The organism is Acetobacter malorum (genome assembly GCF_001580615.1).
Taxonomy (GTDB): domain Bacteria; phylum Pseudomonadota; class Alphaproteobacteria; order Acetobacterales; family Acetobacteraceae; genus Acetobacter; species Acetobacter malorum.
The window spans coordinates 15535-33208 of record NZ_LHZC01000039.1; the positions used below are offsets into that span (position 1 = coordinate 15535).

18 protein-coding genes are annotated in these 17674 nt (G+C 51.9%); 7 read left to right on the plus strand and 11 right to left on the minus strand.

The window, feature by feature from the left end:
- Positions 1–6 precede the first annotated feature (6 nt).
- The 4 genes from AD930_RS03555 to AD930_RS03570 all read right to left on the minus strand — a co-directional run bounded on the left by AD930_RS03555 (position 7) and on the right by AD930_RS03570 (position 2671).
- Positions 7–756 carry a DotI/IcmL family type IV secretion protein gene (locus tag AD930_RS03555; protein WP_061505144.1) on the minus strand — a complete coding sequence of 250 codons (750 nt, stop codon included), beginning with the start codon at positions 754–756 and terminating at the stop codon, positions 7–9.
- Positions 756–998 (minus strand): hypothetical protein, encoded by a 243-nt coding sequence (locus tag AD930_RS03560; RefSeq protein WP_156476828.1) that lies wholly within the window; start codon positions 996–998, stop codon positions 756–758. Before AD930_RS03560 ends, AD930_RS03555 begins: the two co-directional genes overlap by 1 nt.
- Before the next feature lie 2 nt (positions 999–1000).
- Positions 1001–1810, minus strand: coding sequence for a thioredoxin domain-containing protein (locus AD930_RS03565; protein ID WP_156476829.1), 810 nt, complete (start codon positions 1808–1810; stop codon positions 1001–1003).
- 75 nt (positions 1811–1885) lie between these two features.
- The gene (locus AD930_RS03570) at positions 1886–2671 is read right to left on the minus strand and encodes a hypothetical protein (RefSeq protein WP_061505147.1); all 786 of its coding nucleotides are present in this window, start codon (positions 2669–2671) and stop codon (positions 1886–1888) included.
- A 545-nt stretch (positions 2672–3216) separates the two neighbouring features.
- Here AD930_RS03570 and AD930_RS03575 point away from each other — a divergent pair.
- Positions 3217–3765, plus strand: coding sequence for a MucR family transcriptional regulator (locus AD930_RS03575; protein WP_061505148.1), 549 nt, complete (start codon positions 3217–3219; stop codon positions 3763–3765).
- Between the two features lie 15 nt (positions 3766–3780).
- Here the strand turns inward: AD930_RS03575 and AD930_RS03580 are convergent, their stop codons facing one another.
- Positions 3781–6162 carry a DNA topoisomerase gene (locus AD930_RS03580; RefSeq protein WP_061505149.1) on the minus strand — a complete coding sequence of 794 codons (2382 nt, stop codon included), beginning with the start codon at positions 6160–6162 and terminating at the stop codon, positions 3781–3783.
- A gap of 167 nt (positions 6163–6329) precedes the next feature.
- Between AD930_RS03580 and AD930_RS03585 the strand changes: the two genes are divergently transcribed.
- Both AD930_RS03585 and AD930_RS03590 read left to right on the plus strand, forming a co-directional pair.
- Complete coding sequence (locus tag AD930_RS03585; RefSeq protein ID WP_061505150.1) at positions 6330–6734, plus strand: hypothetical protein; 405 nt, start codon at positions 6330–6332, stop codon at positions 6732–6734.
- Positions 6735–6744: 10 nt separating this feature from the next.
- Positions 6745–7419, plus strand: coding sequence for a hypothetical protein (locus tag AD930_RS03590; RefSeq protein ID WP_061505151.1), 675 nt, complete (start codon positions 6745–6747; stop codon positions 7417–7419).
- 235 nt (positions 7420–7654) lie between these two features.
- On the opposite strand, the gene AD930_RS03595 is transcribed toward AD930_RS03590, so the two are convergent.
- Positions 7655–8230 (minus strand): hypothetical protein, encoded by a 576-nt coding sequence (locus AD930_RS03595; protein ID WP_061505152.1) that lies wholly within the window; start codon positions 8228–8230, stop codon positions 7655–7657.
- A gap of 130 nt (positions 8231–8360) precedes the next feature.
- Here AD930_RS03595 and AD930_RS17650 point away from each other — a divergent pair, with 130 nt between their 5' ends.
- Positions 8361–8540: a hypothetical protein gene (locus AD930_RS17650; RefSeq protein WP_156476830.1), complete on the plus strand. Its 180-nt coding sequence runs from the start codon at positions 8361–8363 to the stop codon at positions 8538–8540.
- Positions 8541–8582: 42 nt separating this feature from the next.
- On the opposite strand, the gene AD930_RS03600 is transcribed toward AD930_RS17650, so the two are convergent.
- Positions 8583–8942, minus strand: coding sequence for a hypothetical protein (locus AD930_RS03600; RefSeq protein ID WP_061505153.1), 360 nt, complete (start codon positions 8940–8942; stop codon positions 8583–8585).
- 492 nt (positions 8943–9434) lie between these two features.
- On the opposite strand from AD930_RS03600, the gene AD930_RS03605 reads away from it, so the two are divergent.
- The 3 genes from AD930_RS03605 to AD930_RS03615 are packed head-to-tail and all read left to right on the plus strand — an operon-like array spanning position 9435 to position 10798.
- Positions 9435–10127 (plus strand): ParA family protein, encoded by a 693-nt coding sequence (locus AD930_RS03605; RefSeq protein ID WP_061505154.1) that lies wholly within the window; start codon positions 9435–9437, stop codon positions 10125–10127.
- Positions 10120–10530, plus strand: a complete 411-nt coding sequence (locus AD930_RS03610; RefSeq protein WP_061505155.1) for a hypothetical protein — start codon at positions 10120–10122, stop codon at positions 10528–10530. The genes AD930_RS03605 and AD930_RS03610 overlap by 8 nt, the downstream gene beginning before the upstream one ends.
- Positions 10520–10798 carry a hypothetical protein gene (locus AD930_RS03615; protein WP_061505156.1) on the plus strand — a complete coding sequence of 93 codons (279 nt, stop codon included), beginning with the start codon at positions 10520–10522 and terminating at the stop codon, positions 10796–10798. The genes AD930_RS03610 and AD930_RS03615 overlap by 11 nt, the downstream gene beginning before the upstream one ends.
- 157 nt (positions 10799–10955) lie before the next feature.
- Here the strand turns inward: AD930_RS03615 and AD930_RS03620 are convergent, their stop codons facing one another.
- Genes AD930_RS03620 through AD930_RS03635 form a run of 4 tightly spaced genes read right to left on the minus strand, consistent with a single transcriptional unit; the run spans position 10956 to position 17672 of the window.
- Positions 10956–11228 (minus strand): hypothetical protein, encoded by a 273-nt coding sequence (locus AD930_RS03620; RefSeq protein ID WP_061505157.1) that lies wholly within the window; start codon positions 11226–11228, stop codon positions 10956–10958.
- Between the two features lie 40 nt (positions 11229–11268).
- Positions 11269–13797: a TraM recognition domain-containing protein gene (locus tag AD930_RS03625; protein ID WP_061505158.1), complete on the minus strand. Its 2529-nt coding sequence runs from the start codon at positions 13795–13797 to the stop codon at positions 11269–11271.
- An 18-nt stretch (positions 13798–13815) separates the two neighbouring features.
- Positions 13816–16125: a DotA/TraY family protein gene (locus AD930_RS03630; protein ID WP_082781677.1), complete on the minus strand. Its 2310-nt coding sequence runs from the start codon at positions 16123–16125 to the stop codon at positions 13816–13818.
- Entirely contained in the window at positions 16125–17672 is a 1548-nt protein-coding gene (locus AD930_RS03635; protein ID WP_061505160.1) for a hypothetical protein, read from the minus strand. The genes AD930_RS03630 and AD930_RS03635 overlap by 1 nt, the downstream gene beginning before the upstream one ends.
- Positions 17673–17674 lie beyond the last annotated feature (2 nt).

Consider the following 17674-nt stretch of genomic DNA (forward strand, 5'->3'; position numbering starts at 1 on the left):
ACGCGCTCACTGCACCTGATTGGGGCCGGTTTTATCTGCCGCCTGAACACTCACAATGTCGTCGATGGCAATACCGTTGGGATTGTTGGGAGATGGATCAACGCGCACTACAGTAAAGGTTAGGACGCGGTTTTCCGGCTTGTTTTCTGTCTGGTTGTAGTACCAGAGCGTAATCGGAACCTGCACAACCCAGAAATAACGATTGTCATTTCTTCTGATGCCATATTTCTCGATAAACGGAGCGCCAGACACAACAGAAGTCAGAGTGATAGAACCATCTTCAATGTTCTTAATAATTCCTGACTGTTGCAGGTTGTACTGAAACTGGACTCGCTCTGCCGGTGTCAAATACAAGTCTTGGGCACGGGTGAGCATCCGGTGCCAGTTCAGGTAGTCGAAGCTGTTAAGATCGACTGCTGCGGTCGCGGCGAAATTGACCACGTTTGCGGCTGAAACTGATGGCTCAGAAAGAGGCGTGGCCGCGCACACGCTACGAGCATCAGAAGTCCACAGAAATTGCTTCAGGGGGAAGTGATACATGATCGCATAGAGCATGGTCAGCATCGCCATGAGAGACAGTATATTCGTGCCCGCCAGCATTGCTACGATGCCGCGTTTTTCCGCCAGCCGACCAAGAGCGGAATGATTTTCCTGACGCACGCGATGCTTTTCCGTGTCGGTATCCGGCATCCCAAGTTCATCGTCGGAAATATCATCGCCCGGCACAACGGCTTTCTTGTTCCAAGGGAACACCATTATTTCACCTGCGATTGTTTAATTTGAGGAACCTGACAGCCGAACGAACTGCCATCTGACACATACGGAATCACATCAGCCCTATGGAGAACGAGAAAAACCAAAAAGAAATTCAGCAACATGCTGGCAACAAGCGTGGCAGATAAGAAAGCCATCGCCAGATTTGCCCGCTGCAATTTCCCCTCAACGACGCTTGGCCGCATAAGGGGAGTCCGGTCAGGAAAGGCGAATTTCTTCTGCACAATCACCGTCCACGCCGATAATCCGCGATGATCTTATCTTCATCGCCGGGGTTATATCCGTCGTGCATCGTTACGGAGCCGTCAGCCATCGGAACCAAGACGGAAGGAACGCCGAATGTCGGATCACTCCCCGGCGCTTTATGGATTGCTACGAAAGCAGATACGCTCTCCTGCAAATCCTTTTTCTGCTGCTCGGTAGGATTGATACCTGCAAGCCATTTTTGGGTATCGTCAGGAGTGTGAGCGACACTCCCCTCCCCCACATAAGAAAAGGCTGTCTCGATAGCTCGACTGGCTTCGGCTTCACCTTTTGCCGACAGGATGAAAGCTGACGAACTAATGCCTGCATCCGTTCCTGCAAGCACAGGAATGGGAACCCACTTGACGGGTATTTTTCCGCTGATTGTACGGAACAGGCTATGACAGAACGGGCATCGTGGATCGAAGAAGATCGTCACAACCTGCGACTCATCGACTTTCTTTCCATCGGCACCGATCAGGACACCGTGTAGCTTCGCTACTTCGGTCATAACCTTTCGGCCAATTTCCGGATTGGATAATGCGCTTGCCTTGATCGGTGCAGGAGATGGCGCATACGACGGCTGAACTGGCGGAGCCGATGGCATGGGCTGCGGCGGCGGCAATGCTGCTGCCGGAGCGCCGTAAAGCTGCGCACTATACGGCTGCTGGAAGGCTTTAACGGCCAGTGCCTGCGGAGGATGGACTATCCCCGCAACATACCCGGTAGAAAATCCGGTCACAAAGCAAAGGGCACCACCACAAAGCACCCCCAAGACAACCTTCTTGCTCATGTAGATCCCCAAAAGGTTTTACGTTAGTCGTTTCACCTCCCACCATATACACGAATTAGACGACAATACGAAAGGTTAAATCGTCGGACTTAGCCTATTATCGTTATCAAGATCGTCATTTTCGACAGGTTTAGAGAAGTTTTGAAGGCCGGAATTGATCTTTTCCCTATATCCTTCAAACGACAAATCGACTTCTTTAATCGTATGGGCAAAATCTTGTAGCACAGTGGGACGCTGCATGTGCTCCATCAATGAATTGATACTGGTTTTTTCCGCAGGACTGTTTGAAAAATTGGACGCCATACCCAAATGATCGACTATCTTGGGCATGGTATTTTCCTGAAAGCCCTTCCACGCACCATTAACGGCCTGCACAAAACCCTGAACGCGACCAACAGCGGCATTAACATCGTTCGGGAGCGAATTAGGGTTACGCATAACCTGCTGCGCCTGATGCGCCGCCATTTCGGCCTGTTTGATCTTCCCTAGAACGGCATCGAACTGCCGATATAGTTGAGCCGCCTGAACACGATGGTAGGTGCTGACTTCATCTCTGCGTTCAGGCGTGATCTGATTGCTCTCGGCCTGCATTTCAGCGTTGTCGCCCTCGACCGTCTGCGGCGGCATATATGGGCGTGGAGGCAGAACCAGATCGTCATCTTTCTGGTACAGCGCATCCATAATGATGCGCCGCTGCGCAAGCGGCAAGAAAGACACCGATTTCATTGTTTCGCTGTAAAGTGTTTGATCGTCCAGTTCGGGCGTGACCCCAAGAGCTTGCGCTATCTCAGGTCTATCAGCCAAAAAATCACGAACCACTCGACCCGATAGCTCGCGCCTATCTTCGGTTGAAGGCTTCATTTACTTCCCCTTTGTCCACGCCAAGAACGCGCTCTGCTAGTTCTCTGATCCTGTATCGAAGCTGCGCATTGCTTCCGCCTGTACGCACTTCTTCTGATATTTCAGGAGGCGGGGCGCAAAGGCCATCTATTTCTTCTTGGGTGAGCGTGCCGTCACGCGCTGCTTTAACCGTCCGCCTCATACCGGCGTCGCTATAAAGCCTATGAATATTCTGGTGCCCGCCAGAACGACGGAGCACCGCCAATCTCACGGATCGGTAGCTGCTCATTTTGACTCACCATTGATTGCTCCAAGCTCTCTATCATACGATTTAGGATGGAGCGTCAAGCATTGTGTGCAGACGCGCAATTCTGCCAAAATCTTTTCTACAAATTTAATTTGTGACAAATCGTCTATGTCATGTCTTTTTTGTCAGTTATGTGTCGAATTTATTCGGTATATCAAAAATTGTGTACGCGCTTAATGGTTGCTTATGACCATTTTTTGTCTGCAACTGATATGCTACAAGCTGATATGAACGTCTTAACGTGCAGGAACATCGTTCAATGAATGACTCGAAGTCACAGGATAAGCCGCAAGATCGTGGCGCGTTGGTCGAAGACGGTTTGGGGCGAACCAATAGCCATACGCATAATATGCCAGTTTCACGATCTGACATCCTCAACGCATTTACAGATATTGCATCTGCTTATGTATCAAACCCAATCAACCGGGTTGATATTTCGGAGCTACCCAAGGTGCTCAAGATCATTCAGAACGAAGTCCTCGACCTCGTGGGCCTGAAGGATCTCGATGCCGTTCCTTCCCCTGCGATGGCAGCCAAGCCCACAGAAGGCCCGACAACGCAGGCTCCGGCTGTTGATCCCAACAAATCCGTATTCGATGATTATATCATCTGTCTTGAAGATGGCCGGAAATACAAAGTGCTCAAGCGGCATATCCAAAGCCGTTATGGCATGTCTCCCGAAGAATACCGGCGCAAATGGGGATTACCTGCCGACTACCCTATGGTCGCCCCCAATTACCGGGAGAAACGAGCAAGTCTCGCTCGACGGGCTGGTTTCTCCACGATGCACCAGAAAAAGAAAGACTGACTCACCACAGGGCGGTCATGACGACCGCCTTTTTCCTGCCGGTGCCCGCCGCTGCCGAGCACCCTTCCCTCCCTTACCGCCGCTTTTATTATCCGTGCCCTTGTGAGCGCCGATAATCTCACTTGCTTGCAACTTGGTTATGTTCGGCCACCCTTCCGGCTCTGGAATGTAGCCTGACCCGATAATTTTCTGGATACACTCGATCTGCTTCGGAGACGCTGGCTCCTGTCCCATGCTCTCCTTGCGCTTCTGCGCCGCAACCTTCATCCCTTTATCAAGCCAGTCCGATAGAGCCTTCCGGTCTTTCAGCACGTCGCCCGGCAAATCTATCGCCGTATCGGCCTGTATCTTCTTCGCCAGTTCGATCTGGGCAGGCGATGGGCCATCGCCAATATGTTCCTGCAACCATGCACGACAGGCTGCATAATCAGTTCTGACGGCATCTGGTACAGAAAGATTGCCTGCACGCGCTGCACTCTCAACAGCACTCAGCATCTTTTCGCTTGGAGGCGACCGGAACAGCACACTGGATTGCGTGGTGACTGACAAAATATCAGAAATCAGTTCGTTAGTTAGTCGTGCGGCCTGCGCAATAACGTCCTCCATCTTCGCACGTCCATGCTGAACATCGTCAAGCATGATCTCTAACGACGCCGTGGAGGCGGGATCAAACAGGCGCGGACAGACGCCACTCAGGATCTTGAACAGCTTCAAGCCGTCCTTTGTGGGTACGACCTGCCCATTTCGAGCAGTCTCCACCAGACTATCTTGCTCCAGCTCGTAGATGAATGAATCGCGGGTAGCGGGTGTCCCTAAACCATTCGTTTCTTTCAGCTTCGCTTGAAGCTCTCGATCCTCGACCCGTTTCCAGACATTCTGCATCGCATCAATGATGCTCCCATCTGTATATCTGGATGGCGGGGTAGTTTTTTTCGCCGCTATATTGGTTCCTGCTTCCTGCACTACAGTACCGTCAGGAATAGGAGGCAAATTGCTCTCAGCGTCCTTGTCATCAGCCTCACCGGGGTTGTCACCTCCCAGAGCAAACGGCTGACGCCACCCGGCATCAATAACCACGTTCCCGCTGGCCTTGAACGTGCGCCTTTCAACCACAACGCTCATTTGAGTCTTTTTGAAGCGATACGGCTGATCGAGACTAGCGACATAATAGCCGCATATCAGATCGAACATTTTTCGTTCGTCAGCGGACAACTGCGGATAGATTGTTTCAAGCTCTCCCATCTTCGATACGTTCGGAATCACGGCATGATGGGATATATTTTCGAGTGCTTTATCAGAAAAAACGCCACTTTTCCCGGTTCTGACATTCGGCTTTTCCAAACCGTAATTGGAAAACGCGGGTATTTTCTTAATTCCTGCAAGAATATCAGGAACGTCTTTAATCATAACCTCTGGAAGATACCGTGTTTCTGCCCGTGGATAGGTCGCAATCTTGTGCGTGTTATAAAGAGACTGGATCACTGACAGGGTGTACTTGGCCTTCCAGCGCCACAGGGAGCTTGCACGCTTCTGTAGGGTCGGCAGATCGGGCGGTCGAGGTGCCTGCTGCTGTTTGTTCTCTTGCACAACGGCCAGAGGGCCAGAGAACCCCGTAATGCTCCGGAGAACAGCGTCTGCCACTCCCTTATCGAAAATACGATCTTCACCAGCCGGACGATACCAGAGCTTCACCTTCCCTTGCTGACAGGCAACATCAAGGGACAGGTCGAAATAGTCTTTCGGCTGAAATTCAAGAATTTCCAACTCACGCTGACACAACATTCCCCAGATAGGGGAGCGGACACGACCAACGCCAATTTTCTGGGTAGCCTTGCCCTTCACCACGCGCCCGCGCCAGCCAAGCCGCACAAACTCACGGGTCACAGTTCGCGTCAGAGACATACCGAAAAGCTGATCGACGTTTTGCCGGGCGCGGGCCGCGTAATACTGCGTCCGGAACAGAGCATTATCTTTGAGTTCGGAAAAAACCTTGTTTAGCGTGATCTCATCAGTGTTGTTGTAAATCGCGCGTTTAACGCGCCCTCTGAAGCCTGCAAAATCCAGAATTTCATCGCCAATAGACTGCCCTTCCCGATCCGGGTCGGTAGCAATCACGACCGCATCAGCGCCCTTGAGGGCGGCTGCAATCTCACCGAATAGTTTGGCTCTCCGTGGATTATCTGCCACAGCGAAGCCATATACTCCCTGCTCTGGAAGCATCGCCTCTGGCTTCCAGACTGACCACTTCACCCCCCATTCAGAAGGCTTCACCTCATTGGGCGTCTGCAAACGAAGAAGGTGCCCTTCTGCATTCATGACGCGCCCATACCTTGAGCCAATGGCCGCTCTCACGTCCCTTGCTTGATCTGGTTTTTCACAGATAACAATGGTGCCCATCTAGCGATTTTCCTCCACGACCATACGAATAAGAAAGACTTTACGACGACAAAAATGTGTTTCCGTTGTTTGTCCACCAATATGTGTGTTAGATGAACCAATACCATCTAAGAAAACACGAGATAGCAGGACATGACAACGTACAAAGAACCAAAGGATGAACCATTATGACCGAACACAAGAAATCTGTCAGAGATAAATTTCGTGAGATAGTCGATAATCTCTCTCCAAGATCGAACGCGGTCGAGCAGACCCTTTCATGTTCTCTATTAAAACCGGGAAACCATGAAATAGTCACCACATGGAATGGCGAGAGCAGACCATTAACGTATCTTGTTGGCGACCCAGAACTGGACGAAGAAGTGTCTGTTCTGATTCAAGACGGCTCTAGTTTCGTGTCAGTACGCTTTGATACGGAATCTCTGACCATCAATCAGTGGAGCACCATAGACAAGCAGAACGGCCTGCCGCCCTCAGAACCTCACACGATCTCCACGGCAGAACTTATCGCCCCGGATGGGCGGGAGCGACTGGACGTTTTTGTAGAAACGGCGCTCGCCTCAATAAATTAAGGATCTGATAATGGCCTCAGAACGTGATCCCAACTCTGCGCCCAATTCAAAGCAGAAAGGGACATTCAGGCGCGTTACCGGCGCTACTTTTAGCTGGCTCAATCCCTTCTCGCTCAAGAACCGCTATAAGCTGACTGGAACGCAACAAGCGGTAAACGACGGCGCTTATGTGTTGGGGCTGGTGAACCGGCTGCGAGTAGAGGGCGGCGACGAAAGCTCCATCTCAGAACCATGCCCTTCATGTGGGGAGCATACGCTTCGCCTGATCCCCAATGGCGGCTCCATCATCCCGCCCAGAGAGCGGATCATTGAGGCCGATGGTGTCACAAGCTACAATTCCTCAGATACCCACCCGGTCATAAGGTGCGAGAACTGCGGATATACCTCGCTGGCAACAGACCTGATCTCAACCGAGAAATACACGCTATTCAGTGCGAATATGTTTCGTGCGGCCGCACAACTTTGGTGGTGCTCTATTGGGGCCGCTGTTCTTGGAAGCCTCTTTGCGCTGTATGAACACTCCGTCCTGACTCTTGTAAGCATTCTGTTTCTAAGCTCGTTTATGCTCCTGAAAAGTCTGTCCTTTCGCTATCGCGCATGGCAATACGCGCACAAGCGCCTGTATGAAGATACCCCACCTCTGGGAGACTGGATCGAGTGGGAAAAAAAGCATCTCACATCGTAAAGCTGCATTCACAACCTATGGATATGTAGATTGCCCTGACGGGCCGCGCTCCTGCCGTGGATAGGATATGGACAGCCTTACAGCCTGACCACATCACTATCCCCCGCATCCACGCTCAATCTACATACCCACAGGCACAACAAACATTTTCCATTTTTACAATTTCATTTTGATAAAAAAAAGCCAAGGCACCGAAGCACCTTGGCCAATCCTCTGCGAATATCCACGGAAGACACTATGTCCCGTTGGTATCCAATGCCTGACAAATAGCTGAAAATCCGAGATTGACGTGCGTTGTTTGAGACGCGAGATAGAAAATGTCATTAAGGAAGAACAGGCCCACACCGCCACAGAAGAATATAATTGGCGTTCCAAAGCTATGCCCTCGGCCCGGTTCTGAAACGCGAGAATATGCCTGCATAGCGGCGGTGAAAATTGAAATCGACCCCATCAACATGCAGAACATTGTCATTGTACGCGATACATTATCGCAGGTCGTCGATGTATCTGTCTGCTCAAGATACGAGAACATGCTGGCCGTTTGATCGCCCCCGAGAACGATCACAGATGCCCCCTGCCACATCACGACAGGAATCACGACGCAGGCACCAGCGAGCGTCAGAACAGGAATGACAGCGCCCTTCGGCATCATGCCCGGCTCTTGATCGCCCCGCATGTGCTTATACAAGTCGTAGAGAGCTTTGTAGCCGATCCACAGGCCAAACAGACCCGCGATAACGAAAACGAGGTTTACGCCCGGCAGAAACAGCCGGGATAGGTTCACCAGCAGGGTGATTGGGTTTAAGTCCATGCCTACCGGCCTAACTGCCTATGAAGCTGATTGACCGACAGGATAGTGTCTCTCAACCGCTGCTCTGTTTCTATTAGCTCTGCCTCAAGCTCACCGATACGACGCTCCATGTCTTGCATACGCAACTCGGTTGGCCGCACGTTTGGATCAGGGGCGCTATAATGAACTGTCTGGGAGTCAGGCCGCTCATACCGCACTCGATCCGATGGACTGGGCACGCCGTCGGTCGGCTGCGCAGGCAGTGTCTGTTGAGGTTGTGTCGCCTGCGCTGCCTGTTGTGCCCACACAGGGCCGACAGAAGCGGCCATAACTACACTGGCCGCTACAAAAGAACGCCAGAATACTTTCACGCTTAGAAATCCTCGTTGCTGTTGTCTGGTGGAACCTCGTCGGGAGCAGGCTCACCAACACCGTTTTCGTTATTCACATCCCGACGCAGATATGCGGCAATTTCTGCTTCTGTCATGAAACGCCAATCATTTGCGCTTTCAAGCAGAGCAGTCCGACGCAGATACGTCAGAATCTCGATAGGCGTATCTGCAAAATCTTCACTCAACTTACTCGCAAAGTCTTGCGCGTCAGGCTGCTTCAGCCCTTCGGAAATCCTGATCTTCACTTCTCGCCCGGTCGTGGGACTGACCAGAAACAGATAAGGAACCAAACGGATTACCTCGTGGGCTTTCACATTCTTTTTGTCGTCATTCACCGCCATCAATCTCTCCCAAACACACATAGTCTGGACATATATACGATAAGACCGGCCAAAACTCGACTTGTTAGGTATCTTAATAATTGATTGAACGGCGATCTTCGCAATTTGTGCCACTAATTCGATAAAAGAACAAGCGCGTTATCGTCCGCTCGACACGATAAATCGAATAAGAAGCGCGACGACACACGATGTAATCACGGATAGTCAATTCATCACACGAACACAGCAGATAACGGCCCAGATTTCCTTAACATAACGCATATTTGTCATTTCAGTAACACATGATGGCCGAGCGTTTCCAAGCCGCTTTCGTTTCGTATGATTTATATGCAATCATTGTTTGCATGATTTCATTGCAATCATTGTTTGCATGATTTCATTGCAAGCAATCGTTGCAATCGTTTTCAATGTTTGCTATTGTGAAAAATATCGCCTGCCCACTTCCACAATCATGGGCATCGACAACAACACGAATCATGTTTGGATGCTGCTATGCCGGTCGTATCTTTTGCGAACCCCAAAGGGGGCGTTGGGAAGTCAACAACAGCCCTCGTGTTGGGAACCACTCTTGCCAATGCTGGTCATAAAGTGACCATCATCGACGCTGACCCGCGCCAAGTTCTTCACTACTGGCGCACATCTGGCACGTCGAAAAATCCCGTGAACGTCATTGGAAATGTCACAGAATCAAACGTGATACGCCTGATCCAAGAGCGTGCCGCGATTGATGAAGTCGTTCTTGTTGATCTGGAAGGCACTGCATCCCTTGTGCTTTCTCGTGCCATTTCCCGATCTGATTTGATCCTGATCCCGATGCAGGCCGCTTCCCTCGATGCGCTTGGCGCTGGCGAAGTGCTCGGCCTGATTGAGCAGGAAGAAGAAGCCTACAACCGAAAAATTGATGCGCGGATTATCTTCACCCGGACGAACCCGGCCATCACCACCAAGATCGAGCGTCAGATCATCGACAGCCTGAAAAATCAGGGGCGTCCGCATCTCAAGACTCATCTGTTCCAGCGACAGGCTTACAATGCGATGTTCGCCGCACTGGCTGATCTGGATGAACTTGTAGATTACGACATAGCCAATCTGAACAAAGCTCAGAAAAACGCTTCAGACCTTGCAGACGAACTTGTCAGCATCTTGGCCGAGCAGCAGGCCCACGAGGAGAACGATCATGTCTGACCATAAAGTGCATGATCCCTTTGCCGCTGGCAAAGGACGACTTCGCCCCGGTAGCCGGGCCGCTCTGCCGGAAGAATCTGGGCACACGGCACATGATGGAATGGGAATGAGCGAGATAGAACGCCGCAACGCACAGCGGGCAGATCTCGCCAGCGATGCAGCGGGCTTCGCCTCTCGCCAAGCCCCTCCAATGATTCGTCGTCGCCGCAGACGTATCGTCAGTGACGAGCCACAAACCACATTTACCGTCCGCTGCCCTGTCTCCGTTTACAACCGGCTGGTTGGCTACGTTGAAAGCAGTGCTTCGCAAAGCTATTGGGATGCTCTCGAACGCCTCATGAACGCTGCCAATCTGGATGAAAATGGCATTCCCAAAAAAGAGGGTCGTGGTCATGGCGGATGAAATCACGAAGCCTGAATACACCCCGGAAGAACTACGTCCCATGAACGCCTTAGAGCGTTCACGCTGCCAAATGGTTCTCGGCTGGAATGACCCGACCCTTGCCGGGAAGCTCGGCGTTGATCGGAATAAGGTTTATCGCAACCGGCCCATCGAGGGTGAAGAAGCGGCATGGCTCAGGAGATTGACGGCTTTCCATATAGCAAACCCTCCCCCGGCTTCGGTTCAGGCCAGACACAAGGCAAAGCTGGCGCAAGCGGGAATGCAGTGATAGCGAGGTGAGACGTTTCGTCTCACCCGTTGCTGATTGCAGACATTGTTGCAGCCAACAAACTCCAATCGGAGCTACCTGTCTGGTGGTTCTAGTCGCAAAAAAAGCCACCCGTGAAGGTGGCTTTCTTTTTGCTTTGTGAGGAGCTTAGTCGAGGTCAGAACTTGTAGCTGGACGATCCGGCTGCATGGATTGCATTTCGCAGAGCATCGCGCTCCGCTGCATTCGCCTTGAGGTTAGCGTTGAATGCCTTGCGATCCTGCTGCTCAGGAGTAGCATCACGGTAAGAGAACATCGAGCTACGGACGGTCGAACGAAGGGGCGAGCCAGACACAGCCGCCGCAGGCGCACCAACGCGGGCGAACTTGCCCAGAAGGCCGATAGCCAGACCGCCTACAGTGAGCATCGCAAAAAGAGATAAAAAGAGCATTTCCTAGACCCCTTTCGTTTACTATTGTCCTCACCATACCTTATGACATAAGAGCGTGTGCCGATGCAAGCCTTTTTTGCGCAAGCCCTGCAACGGTTAATTCAAGCTGATGATCTTCGCTGACAGATTGGGCTTTCTGCTGCCAACCTGACAGGACACTACCGGCAAGTCGCAAATGGTCTTCAACAGTCTTTTCATCACGGAATGCCTGCCGGGCGGCTGAACCGATACCATCCAGTATATGTCGAATGGCCGCGTTACGCTGCTCTTGAGCTTCAGCCTGCCGCCTTTCTTCCTCCCTACGAGCGTCAACTTGATCCAGCCACGCCGCAATCTCAGCATCGTTGATTTCCCAGAACTGCGTTCCGGCCCATTCGGAAAACTGCTGGAACACATCATCCAGTGCCGCACGGTCTGTCTCACCGATCAGATCCTGCTCAACCTTATCCGGGGATAGAAGGGCAAGAGCGGACGCAACTGCCTCGTTCTGCAACACGATTTCACGCTCTCGATCCGAGAACGCCTTAACCTGCACATAATGCACAAGCGCCAGCTCGGTAGGCTGCGGAATGTTGCCGGTATAGAAAGAGAGCAACCGCACGACCTTTGACCCACCCTTTTTTGATAAAGAGCCTGTCATCTCGCTTTTCTTACCAACGATCAGATGAAATTCACCGTTCTCCTGCTGGTTAAGATCGTCTGCGTTGATCCTGTTGACCATCTCCAAGCGTGACCCCATGCCAAGCTGGAAGCTATCAAACGGAGACCCAGAAAAATCCATGTCCTGCGCAACGGAAACCGCAGCTTTGCCACCGGCACCGGCGATCTTTTTATAGGTCTCGCTCTCCTCACCACCAGTCATACGGCCACACAAACGCAGGTTAGTATTCTCCCACGTTGCTTCACCTTCCTCTTTGTTTCCTTTGGTCAAGGAAGGATAATCCTGCGCGCCGAACGTGATGCTCACACCATAAGAGCGAGCCTGCGCCGGAGCCACGGCAAAGCCGGGAACAACGTAGTAACCATATTCATCGCAGGTGATTGAATACGGAACCTCTGCGTTGGATGGCCGACCATCTATGATCTCGCGGCGCTTACCTTCTAGCGGAGTATCCAGCAGGGTAGCCAGAACGCCCTTAATGGCGCTCACAGCCATTTTTCCAAGCTGCTCCATGCTCTGCTTTGATCGTTCCAGTGCGGGGAGCATGACAAGCAGAATGCGGCGATTTAACAGGGCATCTCGATAATTGATTTCGCCAATTTCATCATTGTAAATGTGGCCATAATTAAACGTGAGATTGCCTGTAGCGCGGACTAGCTGCATCGTAATGAAGCCATGTTGTTCAAGAACTTTTCCGCGTGTTTGCTCAAGCGACTGCTTCTTTTTCGCGTCCTGTTTGCCGCCATCACCATCGCCATCCATGTAGGCACGAAAATTGTCAGGATTGTCCAAATCCAACTCTTTCCGCCTAGCCTCAAGACCAGAGAGACGACTGTTCCATTCCTCTGGGGAGCATGTTGATGGCTGGTTTGGCTTTTTGGGCTTAACCGCCGAATAACCGGGCAGGTTTTCGACATATAGCCGAAGATTGCCGCAGTATTTCGTGAACATTGTGTTGTACAGGCGCTTCTGGTCGTCCGTGCCGTTCTTTAGATCGACCACAACGCCGTTCATATCAACGAAAATACCGAACCACAGAAGATTCTCGATATTTTCAAGCAGATAGTAATCGCACAGGAGTTTAGGATTAAAGAGAAGCAGGCCGCGATCCGCAAGATACGACAAGGGCGGGCAGATGGCCTCAAGGAAGTTAATGGCACGACCCTGCCACATATCAGAATTGCCGCCACCCCCACTATCTAGCAGGCTGACCATCAGTTCCGATTTCATCGCCGCTGATCCGGAACCTAACGGATTGTAAGTGTGCGACCTACGGGAATCCATGCCATCAGCGAAGTCTTTCCCGCCCATGATGTAGTTCAGAAGAAGCAAATCTTCGTCACGGCCCAGAACCCGGCAAACCGCCAAAAGCGAATTAAACGTCTTTGGGTCGGATTTACCGTCAACGAGCATGGCCCCGGAATCTAGTACCAGAGCGTTGAAGATATTCCCCAGAATTTCCTCTGTCTTACCTGAACCCGTGGTGCCGACGACCAGACGGTGAGTTTTCACGTCGTTAGCACTGGCCCAGACTTGCCGGTTAGAATTGATCTCTCGACCCAGATAGATCGTTCCCTGACCTTTCCGGCCTGTTGACCCATCCTGCATACCCAATTTTTTTGCCGCAAAGGCAGGCACCCGAAAAGGAGCCTCCCACTTGCGACTGCCGTAGAGGTATTTCCCAAGGAGCACTGACGTAGCCACAATTACGCCGACCTCACCGCTCCCCGGTATGTATGCCATTGGCACGGCCACGATCCCGGTCAGAGCACCGAAAAACTTCACGGTGCCTGACGGTGTTTCTAGGGCATCACTCAGCTTCCGCCAGACAGAGCGGGGATCGTCCCGACGATGCGATACGTTGACTTCCTGATGGTCGAGGACACCCGCATAAACTTTCTGCGCCATTTTGATTGCTCCCCTGTCTTATTTACCAAGCAGACGGAAACGCATTGAGCGTCCAATCTTCGAGCCGCGACTGCCCTCTGCCTCTTTCCGAGCGCCCCGTGCGCCCGACGCACGCCGCGCATCTCCAACCGCGCTGGATACGGCACCGGGAGCACCCAGAAGGCGCTGCCCGGCCAACTGCGCCGGATTGGCGACAGATGCCATATTGTCAGCAATGGCATTCTTGCCGAGTGCGCTGACATTAACGCCGATCCACTGCATCACTGAATCACCAAGGCCAGTAATCAGGGAGCACGAAAAGAGCGTGATGATGAAAACCAGAATAATATACATGCCAAGCAGGCCAGCCGCCGTCATGGCATTAAAGATCGAACTATTCGGAGCCATGACCATATAAGCACCGCGCATCAGTGTTTTCACGAGCGACATGCCTACAAAAAGCAGGACATAGCAAAAATAGAGGCCCACAATCATGAGTATAGGGCGCATGATTACGGCGATCAGAAGCATGAAGCCCTGCCGATTGTCACCAACCAGACCATCATTGCGAGAAGGCGTCAGAGCCAGCAGCAGCCAGAGGCTTGCCGCTACCAGAGCCTCTACAGACATGACGATCCACGCAAAAACGCCAGACAAGAAATAAACGAAAGGCATAAATGGCAGGAACACGGCTGCAATAAAGCCGAGAAACACGAGCGCCTTACCGAGCGTGCTCAAAATAGCGCCAACGTATTTACCGGCAAAATACCCGCCTACAGAGGCTTCCGGCCCGGCTACTACACCGCTGGCAGCAGCCATCGCGGATGGAGCAATAACCGCTGCGGCCTGCACTTCTACGCCGGAACGCATGAACCACTGGCCTTCCTCCTGAATGGAAATCATCGGATCTTGCCAACCGTTCGTCGTTGGCGCGGCCAGATCGTTCAGAAGGTAATTATAGAGCCACTGAATAGGAGCAATACCACTCGCCTGTTGATCGGCAGCACTCATCCTTTCAAGGGACGTGTTACCATCCATATTCTTGATAGGATCACCGGCTTTTTTATAGAGAGAGTCGAAGTTTTTCAGATAGTCATAGGATTCATCTATATCTGAAAATGCCGCCCTTTCCTCTGACGATCCAAGCCCCAACCAGCCCAGATAGCGTGCCCTCAGACTGCCCGCCGCTTTCGGGTTGATGCTATCATTCGTGACAAAATCCACGTCATTACGGAACATGGTGACGCGAACAGCATATTCTGAAAGCACACGCTGCCAGAGTGCTGCATAGACCCATCCATCAGCAGCCGACGCTTCCAGCAGAGATTTACCAAGGGCTGACACCTGCCCCGTGTTGATAGTCGCACCTGTAAAATAACTGGTCGCCGCCGTCTGAATGTCGTTGGTGATTTCCTGCTTCAATGCGTCCGTGTCGCGTGATCCGTTATAGATTTCTTGAGCCACACGGCCAGAACTGGCTGACAAACTCGAAAAAACATTCTCGACACCACTCTTTGCAGCCTGTTCTGCAAGCGTATTCAAGTGCTCCGCATACGTTGCAGCACTATCTGTCATGGTGCCATTCAAGAGCTTCTGCGACGGCGACTTGTAATAGGCAATCACACTGCCACACATTGACGACAGGTTTTGATAGGCATTGCCGCTACGGAAACCCCATTCAATCGCAGCATCAGAAATGATCGAATTGGGAGATTCCGTGAACCCAAGAGAGCGATGCACAATGCTTGACTGTAGCGGCGACGCGCCTGTCTGTAGATCGTTCGAGATGCGATTGGCGTACAGGGCGCAAAGCTGATCTCGCACCATTCCGCTCATGACATTCGCAATTTTTCCTGTCTCAACCCAATTTGTCGTTGATTGGGCACTGGCAATATAACTTGCACTATTATTGACCAGCTTTTCGGACACTTTGTTGTTCGCGTAGTCAGCCGCAGCACTACCCCAGACCAGCCACTGAAGAACAACTATCTGGACAACCGTAAAGCCTGATGGCAGGGGCACCAGACCAAACATAGCGATGAACGACTTTAACGAAGTCCACTGCAAATTTATGGATTTCCCACCCCACTGACCATCGGTCGATGTGTTGGCGATAGACGAATAGATCGTGTACGAACTGACACAGATTGCGCAGAACAATACCACGAGATTAAATGCAGCAACGGACGTTGAGATCGTCGTGCCCTGCGCATATCCAGTGCTCGCAGCATTCACGCCGGACAGTTTGTCCATCGCACTGCCAAAAATCTGGTGCAACAGTCCGATAGCGTAATCGTTCTTACTCGGCTCGAATAAGGGGGCGATGTTATAGCTGTCAGAATTAGACATTAGATGCTCAATTCGGTTGAGTCGTGTTGAGCCGCCAGTTCTTCGTCCAGACGACTATCAAGGGTGTTCCGCAGAGAGGTTTTAACCGTCTCAAGAAACTTCGCGGCGGTGGCCGGGGTCGGCATAAGACTTACTGCCGGGAAATTCATGGCCACTCCCCCGCCTGCGCGGTTGAATGGATCATTCTCTATTTCCGCATGATCCTGCATTGAAGCCTCGAACGACCGGGCAATCATTTCTTCCGGCATTTCGAGATATGCAAGGTACTTGTCGCTAAAGAGATTTTTGCTTCTGGCTACATCGAGAAACGCATTGATCTCTTTGCGGACACCCGTACCGTCTAGGATCGCACGCAAGACTTCTGGTGAGGCATCTTTCCCCCATCCGTTGCGGATATTGAAATCAATACCGTGCCCTAATTCATGGACGAACGAGCCAATATCAAAAGGCGTGATCTTGATTGCCTGTACGTTCACACGTTCGCCGCCCATCTTATATTCAGAAGACCGTGCGTAACCTCGTGCCTCAGATGCCGGGATGTTGCCTAAATGGATCATTCTGTTTCCTTTGGGGGACAGAAGATCACGCGGCAGCACGCCCAGAGTGTTCGCCATATTATGAATGGCGCTGGACACCCTGAACGCCATATCTTTCTTCCAGCCAGTCGGGAAAGCAGGATCTGCGTAGAACTTGGCTCCTACGATTTCCGGCTTATCCGTATCATTGGTGTGGTCAATCGCAGCGCCATCCCACACGCGATAATTCGCACGAAAATGCTTCGGAAATGACTGATAGAAGCGGCTTTCAGACCATGCGCCGGGAGCAACAGCTTCATGGATTTCCTTCAAGCTATCCAAGTGTGAGAGCACTGCTTCAGCCCGGTATTGTGCCCGGCCCGTGATCTCCGGCAAGCCGCTTCCCGTCTCAGCCGCACGCAACAGCGCGTCATGCACCTGACGAAAATCTTCCCCCTTGTATTGAGCAACGGCCAGCACACCAGCCATCGCTTGCGTTGCCTCCCGCACACCATACTGATCTGAAAGGCGCTTCCAGAGACGAATACCGTCATTCTGGAACAGGGCACCTGCCACGTCAGGCTCACCACCAAGCAGTTTTTGCGCTGCATCTACACGAGCTATAATACGCTCGCGGACATGCTCCGGCAGACGCTCAATATTCTGCGCCACGCTCTCACGAGACGCCGTTAGGTTGCTCACTAATGCAGCCGGATCAGTGAAGCCCTTGACCTCCTCGCCCTGCCTCAATTTTGAAACGTCCGTCTTACCTTTTAGGATCGTTTCTTCCGGCAGGAACACGGACACCATAGATACAAGCTCGCTCAGGCGAGAGACTTTCCCAAAATTGGAAAACTCCTTCCCGGCCTTATCAGCTTGCGCTGGTATCCAGCCCAAACTGGCGGCTTCGTGCATTTTCTCAGGAGAGACGGCATCCTGAAGCGAGAGGCGGACGAAAAATTCGCCACTCTCGGCTTGTTGCCGTTCCAGCTTTGCCCCGGCATCTTTCAGATCAAACCACTTGATCGCCATCA